The sequence below is a fragment of the Rhizobium sp. P43 genome, from assembly GCF_056730705.1.
This window is the reverse complement of the sequence record NZ_CM161539.1, coordinates 414723-431272: the sequence shown is the minus strand read 5'-3', so window position 1 is coordinate 431272 and position 16550 is coordinate 414723. Positions and strand designations below refer to the sequence as shown.

At 61.1% G+C, this 16550-nt stretch carries 18 protein-coding genes; 10 read left to right on the top strand and 8 right to left on the bottom strand.

The window, feature by feature from the left end; translation table 11 throughout:
* Positions 1-42: 42 nt before the first annotated feature.
* The 6 genes from AC1PUL_RS02035 (at position 43) to AC1PUL_RS02010 (ending at position 5941) form a co-directional block, all read left to right on the top strand.
* On the top strand, positions 43-834 hold the full coding sequence (locus AC1PUL_RS02035) for a creatininase family protein (RefSeq protein WP_480466387.1): 792 nt from the start codon (positions 43-45) through the stop codon (positions 832-834).
* 58 nt (positions 835-892) lie between these two features.
* Positions 893-1171, top strand: coding sequence for a type II toxin-antitoxin system Phd/YefM family antitoxin (locus AC1PUL_RS02030; protein ID WP_480466386.1), 279 nt, complete (start codon positions 893-895; stop codon positions 1169-1171).
* A complete protein-coding gene (locus AC1PUL_RS02025) occupies positions 1168-1563 on the top strand; it encodes a type II toxin-antitoxin system VapC family toxin (protein WP_480466385.1) in 396 nt (131 codons plus the stop codon). The genes AC1PUL_RS02030 and AC1PUL_RS02025 overlap by 4 nt, the downstream gene beginning before the upstream one ends.
* Before the next feature lie 98 nt (positions 1564-1661).
* On the top strand, positions 1662-2768 hold the full coding sequence (locus AC1PUL_RS02020; protein ID WP_480466384.1) for a CobW family GTP-binding protein: 1107 nt from the start codon (positions 1662-1664) through the stop codon (positions 2766-2768).
* Positions 2769-2824: 56 nt separating this feature from the next.
* Positions 2825-3811, top strand: coding sequence for a WD40 repeat domain-containing protein (locus AC1PUL_RS02015; RefSeq protein WP_480466383.1), 987 nt, complete (start codon positions 2825-2827; stop codon positions 3809-3811).
* Between the two features lie 294 nt (positions 3812-4105).
* On the top strand, positions 4106-5941 hold the full coding sequence (locus AC1PUL_RS02010) for a methyl-accepting chemotaxis protein (RefSeq protein ID WP_480466382.1): 1836 nt from the start codon (positions 4106-4108) through the stop codon (positions 5939-5941).
* An 81-nt stretch (positions 5942-6022) separates the two neighbouring features.
* Here AC1PUL_RS02010 and AC1PUL_RS02005 read toward each other — a convergent pair whose 3' ends face one another.
* On the bottom strand, positions 6023-6643 hold the full coding sequence (locus tag AC1PUL_RS02005; RefSeq protein ID WP_480466381.1) for an outer membrane protein: 621 nt from the start codon (positions 6641-6643) through the stop codon (positions 6023-6025).
* Positions 6644-6973: 330 nt separating this feature from the next.
* Complete coding sequence (locus tag AC1PUL_RS02000) at positions 6974-7609, bottom strand: outer membrane protein (RefSeq protein WP_480466380.1); 636 nt, start codon at positions 7607-7609, stop codon at positions 6974-6976.
* 11 nt (positions 7610-7620) lie between these two features.
* Here AC1PUL_RS02000 and AC1PUL_RS01995 point away from each other — a divergent pair, with 11 nt between their 5' ends.
* Complete coding sequence (locus AC1PUL_RS01995; protein WP_480466379.1) at positions 7621-8580, top strand: hypothetical protein; 960 nt, start codon at positions 7621-7623, stop codon at positions 8578-8580.
* Between the two features lie 87 nt (positions 8581-8667).
* Here AC1PUL_RS01995 and AC1PUL_RS01990 read toward each other — a convergent pair whose 3' ends face one another.
* Both AC1PUL_RS01990 and odc2 read right to left on the bottom strand, forming a co-directional pair.
* Positions 8668-9252 carry a GNAT family N-acetyltransferase gene (locus tag AC1PUL_RS01990; protein WP_480466378.1) on the bottom strand — a complete coding sequence of 195 codons (585 nt, stop codon included), beginning with the start codon at positions 9250-9252 and terminating at the stop codon, positions 8668-8670.
* A 69-nt stretch (positions 9253-9321) separates the two neighbouring features.
* A complete protein-coding gene (odc2, locus tag AC1PUL_RS01985; RefSeq protein ID WP_480466377.1) occupies positions 9322-10455 on the bottom strand; it encodes an ornithine/lysine decarboxylase in 1134 nt (377 codons plus the stop codon).
* A gap of 576 nt (positions 10456-11031) precedes the next feature.
* On the opposite strand from odc2, the gene AC1PUL_RS01980 reads away from it, so the two are divergent.
* The 3 genes from AC1PUL_RS01980 to AC1PUL_RS01970 all read left to right on the top strand — a co-directional run bounded on the left by AC1PUL_RS01980 (position 11032) and on the right by AC1PUL_RS01970 (position 13775).
* The gene (locus AC1PUL_RS01980; protein ID WP_480466376.1) at positions 11032-11925 is read left to right on the top strand and encodes a LysR family transcriptional regulator; all 894 of its coding nucleotides are present in this window, start codon (positions 11032-11034) and stop codon (positions 11923-11925) included.
* A gap of 87 nt (positions 11926-12012) precedes the next feature.
* Positions 12013-12657: a DUF1007 family protein gene (locus tag AC1PUL_RS01975; RefSeq protein ID WP_480466375.1), complete on the top strand. Its 645-nt coding sequence runs from the start codon at positions 12013-12015 to the stop codon at positions 12655-12657.
* Complete coding sequence (locus AC1PUL_RS01970) at positions 12651-13775, top strand: nickel/cobalt transporter (RefSeq protein WP_480466374.1); 1125 nt, start codon at positions 12651-12653, stop codon at positions 13773-13775. Before AC1PUL_RS01975 ends, AC1PUL_RS01970 begins: the two co-directional genes overlap by 7 nt.
* 5 nt (positions 13776-13780) lie before the next feature.
* Here AC1PUL_RS01970 and AC1PUL_RS01965 read toward each other — a convergent pair whose 3' ends face one another.
* The 4 genes from AC1PUL_RS01965 to AC1PUL_RS01950 all read right to left on the bottom strand — a co-directional run bounded on the left by AC1PUL_RS01965 (position 13781) and on the right by AC1PUL_RS01950 (position 16418).
* Positions 13781-14182 (bottom strand): hypothetical protein, encoded by a 402-nt coding sequence (locus AC1PUL_RS01965; protein ID WP_480466373.1) that lies wholly within the window; start codon positions 14180-14182, stop codon positions 13781-13783.
* Between the two features lie 14 nt (positions 14183-14196).
* Positions 14197-14889 carry a GNAT family N-acetyltransferase gene (locus tag AC1PUL_RS01960; RefSeq protein ID WP_480466372.1) on the bottom strand — a complete coding sequence of 231 codons (693 nt, stop codon included), beginning with the start codon at positions 14887-14889 and terminating at the stop codon, positions 14197-14199.
* A 104-nt stretch (positions 14890-14993) separates the two neighbouring features.
* Positions 14994-15692 (bottom strand): tellurite resistance TerB family protein, encoded by a 699-nt coding sequence (locus AC1PUL_RS01955; RefSeq protein WP_480466371.1) that lies wholly within the window; start codon positions 15690-15692, stop codon positions 14994-14996.
* A gap of 87 nt (positions 15693-15779) precedes the next feature.
* Entirely contained in the window at positions 15780-16418 is a 639-nt protein-coding gene (locus tag AC1PUL_RS01950) for a 2-dehydro-3-deoxy-phosphogluconate aldolase (RefSeq protein ID WP_480466370.1), read from the bottom strand.
* Between the last annotated feature and the right edge of the window lie 132 nt (positions 16419-16550).

Below are 16550 nucleotides of genomic sequence, written 5' to 3'. Positions count from 1 at the left end.
CGATGGCTGCCATGCATAACGAAGATGACGAGGTTAGGCCAGATGGCGAAGCCGGCACCAAGGTTTGCGGACAATGATCCCCGGCTGACGATCGAGGACCGACGCGACTGGATCGCAGTTCTCCCGTTTGGCGCCCACGAGCAGCACGGCCCTCACCTGCCCTTCGAGACCGATACGATCATCGCCGAAGGGATCATGCGCCGTGTCGCCGATGCCCTGCCGGCGCATTTGCCGGTCACCATTCTGCCGGTCGAACCCGTCGGTTATTCGATCGAGCACATGGATGTCGCAGGTAGCCGGACGCTCACCTATGACGAGGCAGTCATCCGTTGGCTCGGGATTGCCGAGGATCTGCATCGACAGGGCATCCGCAAGCTCGTGCTGCTCAATGCCCATGGCGGCAACTCCCCCCTGCTGACCATTGTCGCAACCGAAGCGCGGGTGCGCTTCGACATGCTGGTCGTCGCCACAAGCTGGACCCGCTTCGGTCAACCGGAAGGCTGGATCTCGCCAGAAGACAAGGCCATCGACATTCATGGCGGCGACATCGAGACATCGGTCATGCTGGCACTGGCGCCGGATCGGGTCGACATGACAAGCGCGCGGGCGTTCCCCTCGCGCCAGTCGGAGTTTGCCATGCGCTACAGACACCTGCGCGCCTATGGCCCGCATGCTTTCGGCTGGAAGATGTCGGATCTCAACCCCGACGGCGTCGCCGGCAATGCGGCAGCGGCGACGGCAGAGAGGGGTGAAAAGCTCTTGACCCATGCTGTGAAGGGCATGCTCGAACTGCTCGAAGACGTACATCACTTCGATGTTGCAACACTGGCGTGAGCTTGCAGGCTCTCCAGGGAAGGCGCATATTGATCGGCAGAAATCGCGGGGAAGAAGCATGCGCGTTTCCATGGAGCAAGCAGGCGAACGGTTCGAAGAACTCGTGGAGCGAGCCGAACGCGGAGAGCCCGTGATCATTACCCGCGATGGGCAGGATGCTGTCGCCTTGCGACCGGCAGAGCCGGTCGAGATACGGCCAACTCTCTCGCTTGAGGAAAGACGGCAAATCTTGAAGGAGATACGGGAACGCACCGCACAGATGCCCGACCCTTACCCGGACGAAACTGCAGCGAGAAGCCAAGACTTCCTGTATGACGAGAACGGCCTGCCCAAGTGATAGTGGTCGACACCTCGGCGCTGATGGCGGTACTCAAGCGGGAGACGGCAGTAGATGCGTGCGAGGCCATTCTCTCTGATGGATCACAACGCCTGCTGATGTCTGCTGCCACGGTGACGGAAGCCCATATCGTCGCTGCACGCAATCAGCGGCTCGCGGAAATGAAGATGCTCATGACAGCATCAATCACCGAGATCATCCCTTTGACAGCCGCCCGTTCAGAACGCGCCGCGGCGGCCTACCAACGCTTCGGCAAAGGCTTCCACTCCGCCGCCCTCAATTTCGGCGACTGCTTTTCCTATGCCACGGCCAAGGAGTTTGACTGCCCGCTACTCTTCGTCGGAGACGACTTCACGCGCACAGATATCCGCTCGGCACTGGCCCCTGCCTGACACGTACGAAAGCCTTTGAACTGACGCACCGGAACCCCTATATGGGGTAATACCATTACAGCCGCATCGCCCGGCGCCCCCTGACATCAGAGGCATTCATGACCGAAGCAACCGCGAAACCGACACCCGTTACCGTGCTCACCGGCTATCTCGGCGCCGGCAAGACGACGCTCTTGAACCGCATTCTCTCCGAGAACCACGGCAAGAAATACGCGGTCATCGTCAACGAGTTCGGCGAGATCGGCATCGACAACGACCTGATCGTTGAGTCGGATGAAGAAATCTACGAAATGAACAATGGCTGCGTCTGCTGCACGGTACGCGGCGACCTGATCCGCGTCGTGGAGGGCCTGATGCGCCGTCCCGGTCGCTTCGACGGCATCATCGTCGAAACCACGGGCCTTGCCGACCCGGTCCCGGTTGCCCAGACCTTCTTCATGGATGACGACGTGCGTTCGAAGACCGAACTCGACGCGGTCGTGGCACTTGTTGACGCCAAGCACCTGCCGCTGCGCCTCAAGGACAGCCGAGAAGCCGAGGACCAGATCGCCTTCGCCGATGTCGTCGTCATCAACAAGACCGACCTCGTCAGCCATGACGAGCTGCACCGCATCGAAGACATCGTCCGTGCGATCAACCCGTCGGCACGCATCTATTCGACGACCCGCTCGGGCGTCGACCTGACCAAGGTTCTGGATCAGGGCGCCTTCAACCTGGAGCGCGCACTGGAGAACGATCCGCACTTCCTCGACCATGACGACCCGAACCATGTCTGCGGCCCGGATTGCGACCACGATCATCATCACCACGGCCATGACCATCACCACCATGATCACGACCACGATCACCATCATGGCCATGATCACCACCATCATCACGACCACGCCCCCTCGCCGATCCATGACGTGACGGTGACCTCGGTGTCGCTGCGCGGCGGCGAGATGAACCCGGACCGCTTCTTCCCCTGGATCCAGAAGATCACGCAGACGCAAGGCCCCAACATCCTGCGCCTCAAGGGCATCATCGCATTCAAGGGCGACGAGGAGCGTTATGTCGTCCAGGGCGTTCACATGATTGTCGAGGGCGACCACCAGCGTCCGTGGAAGGACGGCGAGAAGCGCGAAAGCCGCCTCGTCTTCATCGGCCGCGAACTCGACCGCGAGAAGCTCGAAGCGAGCTTCAAGGCCTGCGAAGCCACCGCCTGACGGGGCGCTTCGGCGCCCTCTTTTTCTGAAGTCTGCCTGAAAGAAAGCCTGCACCAATGCCCACCGTTGCGCCGCTCGATATCGAAGGTCACGTTGTCTCGACCCATTTTCTCGGTGACATCCCGGTCTTCGCCGCCGCAAGTGGTGCAATCCATCGTCTGGACGGCGGAGAGAAGGTCACCGAAGCCAATGCCGGCCTGCTGACCTGCGTCAAGGATCCGGCAAGCCAGACGCTGCTGACCGGCGGCGAGGATGGCCGCGTGCTGCGCATCGCCCATGACGGGACGATCACCGAACTCGCCAATGTTCCGCGCAAGTGGATCACGGTCGTTGCTCCCGGACCGCAGGGGGCCGTGGCCTATGCCTATGCCAAGTCCACCTTTGTGCGCCTTTCCGACGGCACGACCAAGGAATTTGCCGAGGAGCGCACCGTCGAAGCCGTCGACTTCGCACCGAAAGGTCTGCGCATCGCGGTTGCCCGCTATAACGGCGTCACCCTGCATTGGGTCGGGACGGCAGGGGCAGCTGTCGATCTCGACTGGAAGGGAGCCCATACCGGCGTCACCTTCTCGCCGGACGGCCGCTTCGCCGTGACCATGATGCAGGAGAGCGCCCTGCATGGCTGGAAGCTTGACGGAAAGGCATCCGAAACGCGCCATATGCGGATGACCGGCTACCCGGCGAAAGTGAAATCGCTGTCCTGGTCGCCGAAGGGCAAGTGGCTTGCCTCATCAGGCGCACCAGCAGCGATTGTCTGGCCCTTCTCCGGCAAGGACGGCCCCATGGGCAAGGCACCGCTGGAACTCGGCACCCGGTCCAACATCCTCGTCACCCAGGTTGCCTTCCATCCGGCCGAAGAGGTGCTTGCCATCGGCTTCATCGACGGCATGATCCTGGCAGTGCGGATTGCCGACGGCAAGGAGGCGCTTCTGCGCCGTCCAGGCAAGGGTGCAATCACGTCTCTGGCCTGGAGCAGCACCGGCAAGCTCCTCGCATTCGCGTCGGAAGCGGGCGACTGCGGCGTGATCGACATCACCGCATAATTGATCCGAACCACCATCAAAGCGCGATGGTTGCGTGCGTCACTGTAAAAAATCGCGCAAAACGTTCAAATACTATAAAATATTGCAATAGGTGATTTACTAAATGGTCACCTTAACAATGTGGTAGTAAATCGCCCCCTATTTTTGGGGCGACGAGCGAGAGAAAAAAGCCGCGTCTCGTCTGGACTGGGAATCATTCCTCCAAAGCCTATTCCATTTTTCTTATCAACCACGGCATGCCGGGGGCGCTGACGCACGCGCCTGTCCGGCGGACGGATTGCAAACGGACGCAACATGAACCTAAACCTGAAAATCGTGGTGACGGCAGCCGGCCTTGCTCTTGCTACCGGAATCATCGCTGTCGCGGGTGTCGGAGCTCAAACGCTGCAGACGCTGAAGGTCAATGGACCGATCTATAAGCAGATCGTAGACGGCAAGGACCTGATCGCCGACATTCTTCCGCCACCGCTTTACCTCATCGAATCCTATGCGCTGGCCAACGAAGTCTTCATCCATCCGGACACGGCTGCTGTAAACATCCCTCGCTTCGACTTGCTGAACAAGCTTTATGACGAACGCGAGGAATACTGGAAGAGCTCAACCCTTCCCGACAACCTGCGCGCCAAGCTTTACAACGAGGTCATCGCCAAGGGCGACCGCTACTGGAGCACCCTTCAAAACGAATTGAAGCCCGCTCTTGTTGCAGGCGATGCCAGCGCTATCACACCGGTCCTGTCGAAGCTGAAGGTCGAGTTTCATGATCATGAGGCATCCGTGAACGAGCTCGTGACCATGGCCAGCGAGTATCTGGTGGACCGTGAAACCTACGCGGCCGGAGAATCGAGCCGGCAGGAAGCGCTGCTGCTGGCACTCGGACTGCTTCTCATCGCAACCGCCCTGGGCAGTGTCTATTTCATCCATCGCCGCGCTTTGAGGCCACTTGGCGAAATCACCGATTTCATGACCCATATGGCGACTGGCGACTTTACCGCCACTGTTCCCCATGCAAAGCGTACCGACGAGATCGGGCATATCGCCGCTGCGGTTGAAATCTTCCGCCAGGCTGGCTTGGAGAACCAGCGTCTGCAGGCCGAGACAGAGGCAGCACGCGCTGAAGTCGATCGCGAACGGGCTCTGCGCGACAAGGACCGTGTGATCGAGGCCGAAGCTCTGCGCTTCGTCATTGAAGCGCTTGGCGCTGGCCTGCATCGTCTGGCCGAATGCAACATCCGCATGACGCTGGACGAAGCCTTTGATCCGCGTTTCGAACCTCTTCGCCAGGACTTCAACAACTCAATCGCGACCTTCCAGGCTACGCTGGAAAAGGTGATGGAAGAGACCCGCCGCCTGCTGGAAAACAGCCAGGAAATGCGCGAGGCTTCCAGCAATCTGGCGCAACGCACCGAGCAGCAGGCAGCCGCCCTTGAACAGACGTCGTCAGCACTTGAAGAGGTCACGGCAACCGTCCGGGCTTCGGCCCAGCGCACCAGCGACACTCGTGAACTGGTGCGAGAAGCCAAGAACTGTGCGCTCGCTTCCGGCGACGTGGTCCGCTCAGCCGTGTCGGCCATGGAGCGTATCGAATCCGCATCGTCCGAGATCGGCCAGATCATCGGCGTGATCGACGAGATCGCCTTCCAGACCAATCTCCTGGCCCTGAACGCTGGCGTCGAAGCAGCTCGCGCCGGTGACGCCGGCAAGGGTTTTGCGGTTGTCGCCCAGGAAGTACGCGAACTGGCACAGCGCTCTGCGAACGCTGCACGCGACATCAAGGGTCTGATCCAGAAGTCGAGCGTGGAAGTGTCGTCCGGTGTTCAGCTGGTCGGTGAAACGGGCGAGGCACTGACACAGATCGGCGACTTCGTCAGCCGCATCGACACCAATGTCGATGCAATCGCCACGGCGGCGCGCGAACAGGCGATCGGCCTGCAGGAAATCGGATCCGCCATCAACAGCATCGACCAGATGACGCAACAGAATGCCGCGATGGTCGAGGAGACAACGGCCATCAGCCATACGCTGGCGGAAGGTGCGGTCCAGCTGACCACGCTGGTCAACCGTTTCGAACTCAATCGTCGCAAAGAAGTCCGCGGCCCTGGTGGACACGTCATCGACCATCGCGCGGCCTGAGTTCACCGAGCGACTTATACACAAACGCCCGGCCTTCCTCTCTCGGAAGGCCGGGCGTTGCTCTGATCATATCAGATTGGATCAGAATTTGACGGCGAGACCCACATTGACCGTATGCTGATTGAAATCAACGTTACGGGCGCCGACAGTGCCATCACCGAAGTCGTTGTAGCGGTACTCGAGACGCGTGAACATACGATCGGTCAGAGCGTAATCGACACCACCGCCGACGGTCCAGCCGTGCAGCGTGTCATCGCCGCCAGGACCTTCGAGGTTTGTGCCGGTGTAACCGCCGGCCGCGAACAACAGCGCGCGGTCCATGGCATAGCCGATGCGAGCGCGGGTCGACCAGTTCAGGCCGGTTTCGAAGTCACCAACGCCAGCGACGGTTTCTTCGTTCCAGTCATAGTTCAGGTCGCCTTCGAGACCGACGACGAGCTGGTTGCCGAGATCCCAGTTGTAACCGACGAAGCCACCAAAGCGAGCACCGTCGAAATCAGCGTTGCCGGCACCGGATACGTCTGCGTCGCCCCAACCGTAGCCGGTCAGGATACCTGCATAGCCGCCTGTCCACGAGAACTGCGGTGCGGTCTCGACAACCACCGGCGGCTCAGCCGGTGCTTCCATGATGGCGTCAGCCGCGAAGGCCGAAGTCGAAATCGCCAGAGCGGCGGCAGATCCGAGAAGGATGCTTTTGATCATGTGTTTAACTCCTGTGTTACAAGTCCGCATATAGCGCCATCTCTGGTTAATGTATGTGATGATTATACAACATAACCATCAAAACCGATCTGGCGCCTGTGTTCCTGCCGGCGCGATGTTTTTCGCCCCGGACCCCCGCCCGAAGAAGCAACGAACGTGGAGATAGTTCCCTGAGGTGGCGGAAAAAAGGGGCGGGTGTGTCAGGACTGTGTCAGCTCTCCGTGAAAGCTGCGTGAGATGCGGATCATTTTGAAAGCCGCAAGCGCGACGCGAACGAAAATGCCCGGCTCGCTGCGCGGCCGGGCGATAGAGATGCAAGCTAGGGAGGGATCAGAATTTTAAGCCCAGGCCCACCTGCACGACATGCTGGTCGAAATCCACACCAGTCCCATCGACCGTCTTGCGGCCATAGTCGTTGTAACGATACTCCCCACGTGCGAACAGGCGATCGGTCAAGGCGTAGTCAACACCGGCACCAATGGTCCAGCCGTTCAAGGTGTCTTCGATGGAAACACCCGTATCCCGGTAGGAGAGCTGCGTTGCGGTCCAGCCACCGGCGGCATAGAGCAGCGCACGATCGGCAGCGTAACCCACCCGCGCCCGCAGGCCACCCTGCACGGTGGTCTCCAGAGCTTCCGTGCCACTGGTGTATTCATTCCAGTCATAGCCAAGATCCGCTTCGGCACCAAGGATGAAGGCGGAGCCGAGAGCCCAGTTGTAGCCGACAAAACCACCGAACCGTCCGCCGTCGAAATCAACCTCGCCGGAGGTGCCGCTGCGGCTCAACGTCGTATCACCCCAGCCATAGCCGCCCTGAACACCGGCATAACCGCCAGCCCAGGACCAGGTGGACACCTCTGCCGCCTGCGGCGGCGGCTCGGCCGGCGCCATGACGGCATCGGCAGCTTGAACGGCCCCGGCCGCAGTCAATGCCGCGACCAATGTTAAATTTCGGAGTGTAGCCATCAATCTTCTCCTTGATCAAAAAGAAACTCAGCAGTTTCTTCCAGCTAAGAGATGTGGCGAAGTGGGACCAGTCCAATCTTTGCAGGCAATTTTCGCGTCACGACGGAAGCTACGTGGAGGATGAGATGATGCCCCGCCTTTTGCCTGGTGCAATCGCAGCCATGCTTGCCCTTTCGGTCACCCTATCGAAAGCGCAGGAGACGTGGCGCTCAGCGCTGCTCGACGAGCCTATTCGACAAGACCAGACAACGCGCTATGCAGATCTCGCGAGAACGCTTGTCCCGGACCTTGCACAAACACAATCCGGATGGCGCGGCACCACATTCAATCCAGCCCTGGTAGACCGTCTCGACATGGACGCGGCCTCGCCGGACGGCCTTGAGATCACAAGCGCCCCAATCATTCGCTTCTCCAGAGAGGCCAGCCTGGTTGCGCTCTTCGATTTCGGAGAGCCTGCCGGGGCCCCAGATGCGCCCGCCATTCTTGCCCTCTACAACACCCAGGGACCAACACCGGTGTTGCAGGATCTCGTAAATGTCGGGTTTGATCGGCTAACGTCTCTCGGAACAGAAACGCGGGTCATCAACGATCAGACGGCGTTCATCGTCATCGACAACAGCCATTCCAACTCATCACAAACATACCGGATTGCCAGTCTTTACCTTGCTATCCCAAACCAGCTTATTCCGATCACAGATGTCTCGACGTTTTCGGAAGCGCTTTGCGGCCTTGAGCGACGTCAGGACGTGGACCTGACGCTGGAAGAAGGTAAGGACCAGAGACCGAACGTCATGGTGACGGTGCGCCTCGTGGACGGACCGACGGATGACGAGGCTTGTGCTGACGCTCCACCGCCGAGAGCGACTGAGGTCATAAACGTCACGTACCGGTGGGACGAGAGCAACGCTCGATATCAACCTGATACGGACGCGCTGGCCAAGCTTGCTGAACGAAATCAGCAGCGCTTCTGAAAGCCCAAAAACAGATGTCGCCGGAGTGGGCGTGAGGCACACACCGGCGAATTTGATGATTGTTGGACGGCGACAGTTTCAGGCTGCCTATCTGCGCGACAGTCCGCCGAGCTTGCGACCCGACGCGACCACCATGCCGGCGGCTCCTTCGAGCCAGCCGGGCAAGAGTTCCAGCGCCAGGAAGCGGTCACGCGCAAACGGACCCGGCATCACCAGATGCTGCGCCTTTTCGGCGAAGAAGCCGAAACGCTCGTAATAGGGGGCGTCACCCACAAGCAACACGGCGCCATGGCCACGCTTGCGCGCTTCCAGAAGGGCTGCCCGCATCAGTGCGGCACCAATGCCTTTGCCTTCATGGCCGGCATCGACAGCGAGCGGACCAAGCAGCAAGGCATCAACGGCCATACCCTCACGGCTAACGCCGGCTTCAATATTCCACAGGCGTACGGTGCCGATCACATGCCCCGCAGCGTCCCGCGCGACGAAGGCAAGGCCTTCCGCGGGAATGCGCCCACGCCGGATCTTCTCCGACGACTTCTTGCGGCGATCCTTGCCCATGGAGCGGTCGAGCAGCGACTCACGGGCGACGACGTCGGCCGGCGTTTCATGATCGATGACGAATGCAGGCGCCGGCGCGAAAAGCGCGCGCATGCTTTCCAGAACAGCGGCCATTCTGGCCTCCCATCCCAAGCGATGACGATGATTGTGAAGGTCCGCGCCGGTTGGCCGGCGCGGGAGACGTCAGATGACGTATGACTTCAGTGGCTCGAAGCCGTTGAACGCCACCGCCGAATAGGTGGTGGTGTAGGCGCCGGTGCATTCGATCAGAACCTCGTCGCCGATCGAAAGCGAGATCGGCAGCGGATACATGTTCTTCTCGTAGAGCACGTCGGCCGAATCGCAGGTCGGACCGGCGAGCACGCAGGGCGCCATGTCATCGGCGTCACGGACGGTGCGGATCGGGTAACGGATCGCTTCGTCCATGGTTTCGGCCAGACCGCCGAACTTGCCGATGTCGAGGAACACCCAGCGGTGTTCGTCATTGTCGGACTTCCGGGAGATCAGCACAACTTCCGCCTTGATCACACCGGCATTGCCGACCATGCCGCGGCCCGGCTCGATGATGGTTTGCGGGATATTGTTGCCGAAGTGCTTCTTCAGCGACGCATTGATCGCCTGACCGTAAGCCTCTGCCGACGGAATGTCGCGCAGGTACTTGGTCGGGAAACCACCACCCATATTGACCATCTTCAGCACGATGCCCTGCTTCGCCAGCGAGTTGAACACGCGCTTGGCATCGGCAAGAGCACCATCCCAGGCATCGACCTTGGTCATCTGCGAGCCGACATGGAACGAGACGCCGAAGGACTCCAGGCCCAGCTGGTGGGCATAGACGAGCACGTCGACAGCCATCTGCGGCACGCAGCCGAACTTGCGCGACAGCGGCCATTCGGCGCCTTCACCATCAGTCAAGACGCGGCAGAACACACGAGCGCCAGGTGCGGCACGCGCGATCTTCTCGACTTCCTCATGGCTGTCGACGGCATAGAGGTTGACACCGAGTGCAAACGCACGGGCGATGTCGCGCTCCTTCTTGATGGTGTTGCCGAACGAGATGCGATCGGCGGTGGCGCCGGCATCGAGTGCCATCTGGATTTCGGCAACGGAAGCGCAGTCGAAGTTCGAGCCGAGCGAGGCCAGGAGCTGGAGGATCTCCGGCGCCGGGTTCGCCTTGACTGCGTAGTAGATGGCGCTGTCCGGCAGGGCATGACGGAAGGCACCGAAATTGTCGCGCACGACGTCGAGGTCGACCACGAGGCAGGGACCTTCCGGACGTCGGGTGTTGATGAAGTCGAGGATGCGTGCAGTGGTCATCGATGTAACCTTCCAAATTCCAGCGATATCCGAAGCGGCCAGGCTTCGGATGGACAAAGGACGGCGAGACATCGCTCGAAACCAGTCGGTGGAGACACCGGTACCGTACGAACGCTCGACGCGCGAAACGATGGATGAACGCACTCTTGCCTGAGCGCATAAATCCGCTTTGTCTGCCATGGATTGGAGGGAGACCCTACCGCACTTCCGGCAATGATGGTGTGCCTCTTCAGTACCCCGGCTGTTGGAAAGCCGGCAGAGAACCAGAAAGGCCCGCACCGTCGTTGCTTCAAGATGTCCTCGCATTTCCCGGTTGGCCGGAATAGCGACTGGAGGGGTTAGTTCCAGGTACCTTACCGATGACCTCACCTTAGGGATAAATCCCAATTCGAGGGTCGGCGGACACCCACAGGCACGTGCGACTTTGGGCAAGCACGGAGATAAGAAAACTGTCCGTCATAATCAAGAGATTTTTTGAGGCCGCCCGGAAGTTTTTTCGCCGTTTATGCAGCGCCTATTGAACGAAGCGGGCGCTTTGTTCACAATCTGGCAACTTTGCGAGGGGACGGGACAGACATGGACACGCTGACGCGCATCAGAGCCTTCATCGACGTGGTGGAAGCAGAAGGCTTCTCTGCCGCCGCCCGCAAGACCGGCCGCTCAAAAGCACTTTTGTCAAAATATGTCAGGGAGTTGGAAGACGAGCTCGGGGCTCTTCTGCTCAACCGCACCACCCGTCAGTTCTCCCTCACCGAGGCCGGCCACACCTATTATCGGACCGCAGCCGACATCCTGAAGGAGATCGACAACCTCGCGGACCTCGTCCGTGAGAACAATGCCGACCTCAAAGGCAAGCTGAAGGTCACCGTTCCCCGCACCTTTATCGACGCCGAAATCGGCCAGTCGCTGATTGATTTCGCCAAGGAAAATCCGCAGCTCTCGCTCGAAATCGTCGCCGAAGACCGCTTCGTCGATCTGATCGAGGAAGGTTTCGATCTCGGCATCCGAATCACCAAGCTCGACGATTCCGGCATGATCGCCCGCAAGCTCTCCGATTTCCGGGTCTATGCCTGCGCCACGCCGGCCTTCATTGCCGAGAACGGCCCCCTCGCCCATCCGAGCGAATTGTCCCGCATCCCCTTCCTCATCGACACCAATTCCCGCTCGCACAACAGCCTTCGCTTTCAGGAGCCGGATGGTGAAATGATCTCCGTCAGCGTCTCCGGCCCGATCGAGGTCAACAGTCCGCAGGCGACCTTGCGGGCGGCCCGCGCCAGCATGGGCGTGGCGATGATCCCCGACTTCATCGCCCGCCCCTATCTCGCCTCCGGCGAACTCGTCTCGCTGTTTGATGACTTCATCGCCAAGGATCGCGGCATCTATGCCGTCTATCCGCATCGCCGCTACCTGCCGGCCAAGGTCCGCGCTTTCGTTGACTACCTTCACGCATGGTTCAAGCGCTATTCGTAACGGCTGGAGATGCAGCGGGTCCCACTTTTGTCCCAATCATCGGACAGGGAGGGAGCCAAGCCGGAATTCGGGAAGGGTTATCCAAGCATGCTGAAACGCCTCGGTTACTGGGCGACCGCAGCGGTCGTCGCATTCGCGACGCCGGCGCTCTCCCATCCGCACGTTTTTGCCGAAGCACGGGTGGAGATCGTCGCGGCCGATGACGGCACGCTGAAGGAGCTGCGCAATGTCTGGCGCTTCGACGACATCTTCTCCTCGAGTGTCCTCATGGACTTCGACAAGAACAGCGACCTGAAGCTCGACCACAGCGAACTGACCGACATCGCCAATACCATCCGCGACTCGCTTGGCGACTACAGCTACTTCACGTTCGTCACCCAAGACGGTGCATCGAGCGAGATCGGCCGACCGGACGTCTTCAACGTCGACTTCAAGGACAACCAGCTCCTTGTCTTCTTCATCGCCAAGCCGAAGACCCCCGTGAAGGTGGGCGGACGCATGACCTTCGGCATCTACGATCCGACCCTCTATACCGCGATCGACTTTGCGAAAGACGAGGACATGGTCTTGGAGGGCAAGGCCTTCTCCGCCTGCGCGCAAAAGGTCGTGCGCCCCGATCCGGATGAGGTCATCGCGCAAAACCAACTCAACCTGACGGAAGCCTTCTTCAGCGACCCCACGGGCAACGACATGGGCAAGCTCTTTGCCACCCGCATGGAGGTCACATGCTGAGACCGGCCCGTTCAGCAAACACCGCAAGGTTTGCCGCGCTGGCCGTCTCCTTCGTGCTGCTCGCCGGCATAGCGCATGCGGCCTCGCCTTTGGGCATAGGAGCGGCCGAGCCGAGCTATCAGCCGGCAAGTGGCCCCTTCGCCGAGCTTCTGGTCTGGATCAACGCCCATCAGCAAGCCTTCTACCGTTCGCTGACGACCGCCTTGAAGGCCATGCGCGAGGATCCCTGGAGCCTTGCAACGCTGGTTGGCCTGTCCTTTGTCTATGGCGTCTTCCACGCCGCCGGCCCAGGGCATGGCAAGGCGGTGATTTCGTCCTATCTGCTTGCCAACGAAATAGAGCTTCGCCGCGGGATCCTCGTCTCCTTCGTCTCCGCCTTCCTCCAGGGCCTGGTCGCGATTGCCGTTGTCGGCACTGCCTATCTCGTGCTGCGCGGCACCTCGATCAGCATGACGGATGCAACGCGCACGCTGGAGATCGCAAGCTATGCGATGATCATCGCCTTCGGACTGTGGCTGCTCGTCCGCAAGCTCAGAGCCTCCTTCGCCCATACCGCTCCTGCCGCAGCCGCGACGACGGGAGGCCTTTTCGATGGCGCCGACAGCGCCGCGGGCGGCAGCGTCACGGCCTCGCTGTTTGCGGGCCCCACCGAAACCAGCGCCCGCCCCGAAGCCAGCGGCTCCCGCTTCCGCGCCATGGCCGTGTCCCATGACCACGACGCTCTTGCCCCGGGCTCGGTCTGCCATGAATGCGGGATTGCCCATCTGCCCGATCCGAGCCTGGTCGGTGGCAGCGTCTTCAGCCTCCGGGATGCCTGGTCGGCGGTCATTGCGGTCGGCATGCGCCCGTGTTCCGGCGCACTTTTGGTGATGACCTTTGCGCTCCTCAACGGCCTGCTGCTCGGCGGCGTCTTGTCCGTTTTCGCCATGGCACTCGGGACGGCGATTACGGTGTCGGCTCTCGCAAGCCTTGCCGTCGGCGCCAAGGGCATCGCACTGAAGCTGTCAGGCCCCGGCTCCCGCCGGGCCGGCATGGTCGCCAGTTCCATCGAGGTGGCAGCTGCCCTCATGCTGATCCTGCTCGGCGCCCTGTTGCTGGCGGCTGGCCTCAGCGCCTGAAAGCCTCAGCTCTCGTCGCTTCCATGGCTGCGCTGATAGCGCGAGCGAAGCCAGAGGATCAGGAACATCGCCATCAGCGCCAGGGCGCCGACCAATGCGCCGAGTTCCGGCGACCAGCGGCCAATCCAGAGCACGACGGTCGGAACGACCAGCATCAGCCCGAAGATCACCGCGACCACGGCTGCGGCCTGCGCTGCCGGGGACCGGGCGGATGCCGCAGCCCCTTCCTTGCGTGCCACCTTCTTGGGTTCCGGCAAGAGGCTGAAGGCATAGACGACCACGCCGATCGCCACGCACAGCCCGACAGACCAGGCAACGGTGACGCTCTTGAAGCTCGCATAGGCGAGAGCGGCGACGGCCAGAGCCGTGCCGACATAGAGAATGATGCTGAAGATGTTCGGCTTCACGGTTTGCTTTCCAATCATGTCTCTCTGGCCGCGAGCTCGGCCCGCAGATCCTCCAGCCGGCGCCGCTGGCGACCGGTTGCGTCGAAATTCTCAGGCGAAAGCCAGGCCTCGAATGCGGCCCGGATCAGCGGCCACTCGCTGTCGATCATCGAGAACCAGGCGGTGTCGCGGTTCTTGCCCTTGGACAGCATGTGCTGGCGGAACACACCCTCGAAGCTGAATCCGTAGCGCTTCGCCGTGACTTTGCTCGGCTCGTTCTCGTTGTGGCACTTCCATTCGTAGCGGCGATAGCCGAGATCGTCGAAGACGTGCCGGGCCAGCAGATAATGCGCCTCGGTCGCAAGCGGCGAACGGCTCATATCAGGGCCGTGCGCAACGCCACCCACCTCGACCACGCCATTGGCCGGATCAGGCCGCATGTAATTCGCCACACCAACGACCTTACCCGTCGCCCTGTCACGCATGACTTCCGTGACCCAGCCGCCCTTCTGTACGCCCGTCAGCCAGGCGTCGAAATCCTCGATGCCCCGGAAATCAGGCTGCGTGAAATAGGCAAGCAGCGGATTGATCCCCTCCATGCCGCCAAGGCCATCCCACAGGGCCTTCAGATGCGCAGAGCGATCATAGGGCTCGATCACAACGAAACGGCCCTCCAGCCTGACGGGCTGGGGAGCCGGACATCCCTTGAAACTGGACAGGTCACGCATGATGAAGCCTCGGGCCGATCGATCGTCCGAGGCTTAGGCCAGAGATCAGGCAAAGGCAACCATCGGCATGGACACGGCACCGGACCCGATGCCGCAGCCTGGCGTCACAGACTGACCTTGGCGGAGGCGACAGTGGCCTCAATGTGATCGACCAGCGCATCGGGAAGCCCAAGGCGACCGGCCAGCATGTCGAGATAGCCGCGCTCGGTGCGCGTATCCGGCTCGATGGTCAGGCGCGAAGCGGTGTAGATCTCAACCTTCTGCTCTTCGGTCTTGGCCGAGGCCACCAGCGCATCGAGATCGATCGGCTTGGCAAGCTCGGCTTCGATAAAGGCTTCAGCCTCGGCGCCGAGACCCGAAAGGTGGATCTTGTCCATGATGCGCGACCGTTCGGCGACGTCGATATGGCCATCGGCCTTGGCCGCGGCAATCATCGCCCGCACCAGGGACAGAGCGAAGTCGTCGGATACTGCCTGGGGCTCGGTGCTGAAGGGCGAATCCTTCGGTGGCGGCAGGAGCTCCGGCAGAGATTGCGTCGGTTCAGGCTTCTGACCCGCCTGATAATTCTTATAGGCCTGGTAGCCGAGGCCAGCGATCACGGCGAGACCGCCAAGCTTCAGCGCATTGCCACCGATCGAGCGACCGGTCTTGGTGCCGAGCAGCACAGCCGCAAGCGCGCCGCTCTTCCACGGATTGTTCTTGGCAAGATCGAGCAGATCATTGCCCTTCTTGCCGATGGAGCCCGACGCTCCCGGCATCTGCGATCCGAGGAATTGATCCAGCAGCTTCTTGGCGTCGAACATCGGGGTCTCCTTGTTGAAACAGTCGCTCCCTAGATAGGAAGCGACTGTGACATTACAAAGAGGCTGGAACACAAACCGCCTGAAAACTCAGCCCTTGAGCGCGGCGGCTTCGCTGGCAAGCTTGGTGATACCCGCCCAGTCACCGGCAGACACCAGCTCCTTCGGCGCGACCCAGGACCCGCCGACGCAAACGACGTTCGGCAGGGACAGATAGTCCATGGCGTTCTTCAGCGAGATGCCGCCGGTCGGGCAGAACAACGTGCCGGCGAGCGGCGAGGACAGCGCCTTGAGATAGGCGGCACCGCCGGCCTGCTCGGCCGGGAAGAACTTCAAGACCTTGTAGCCCTCTTCGCGCAGCGCCATGACCTCCGATGCCGTTGCGGCACCCGGCAGCAGCGGAATGTCGGAGTCGCGCGCGACATCAAGCAGTTCCTGCGTCGTGCCCGGGCTGACGATGAACTGCGAACCGGCATCAACGGCTGCGGCGTAATGCGCGGCGTTCAGGATCGTGCCGGCACCGACCACGGCCCCTTCGACTTCCTGGGCAACGAGGCGAACCGCTTCGAGTGCCGCAGAGGTGCGCAAAGTGATCTCGATCGCCTTCAGGCCACCTGCGACAAGAGCGCGCGCCAAAGGCACAGCCGTCTTGGCATCCTCGATGATCAAAACCGGCACAACCGGCTGAAGCTTCAGGGTGGAGAGGAGCTTTTCGGTTTTGTCGCCCATGGCAGGACCCTCTTTTTAAAACGATTAGATCGGCCTTTCACTAACCCGCATGGGCCAGGATGTCGAGACCGACAGGTAGCACGGAATCTTTCCAGTTTCCTAACAGGACCGGCTCCGCTATGGTTCAAGGGC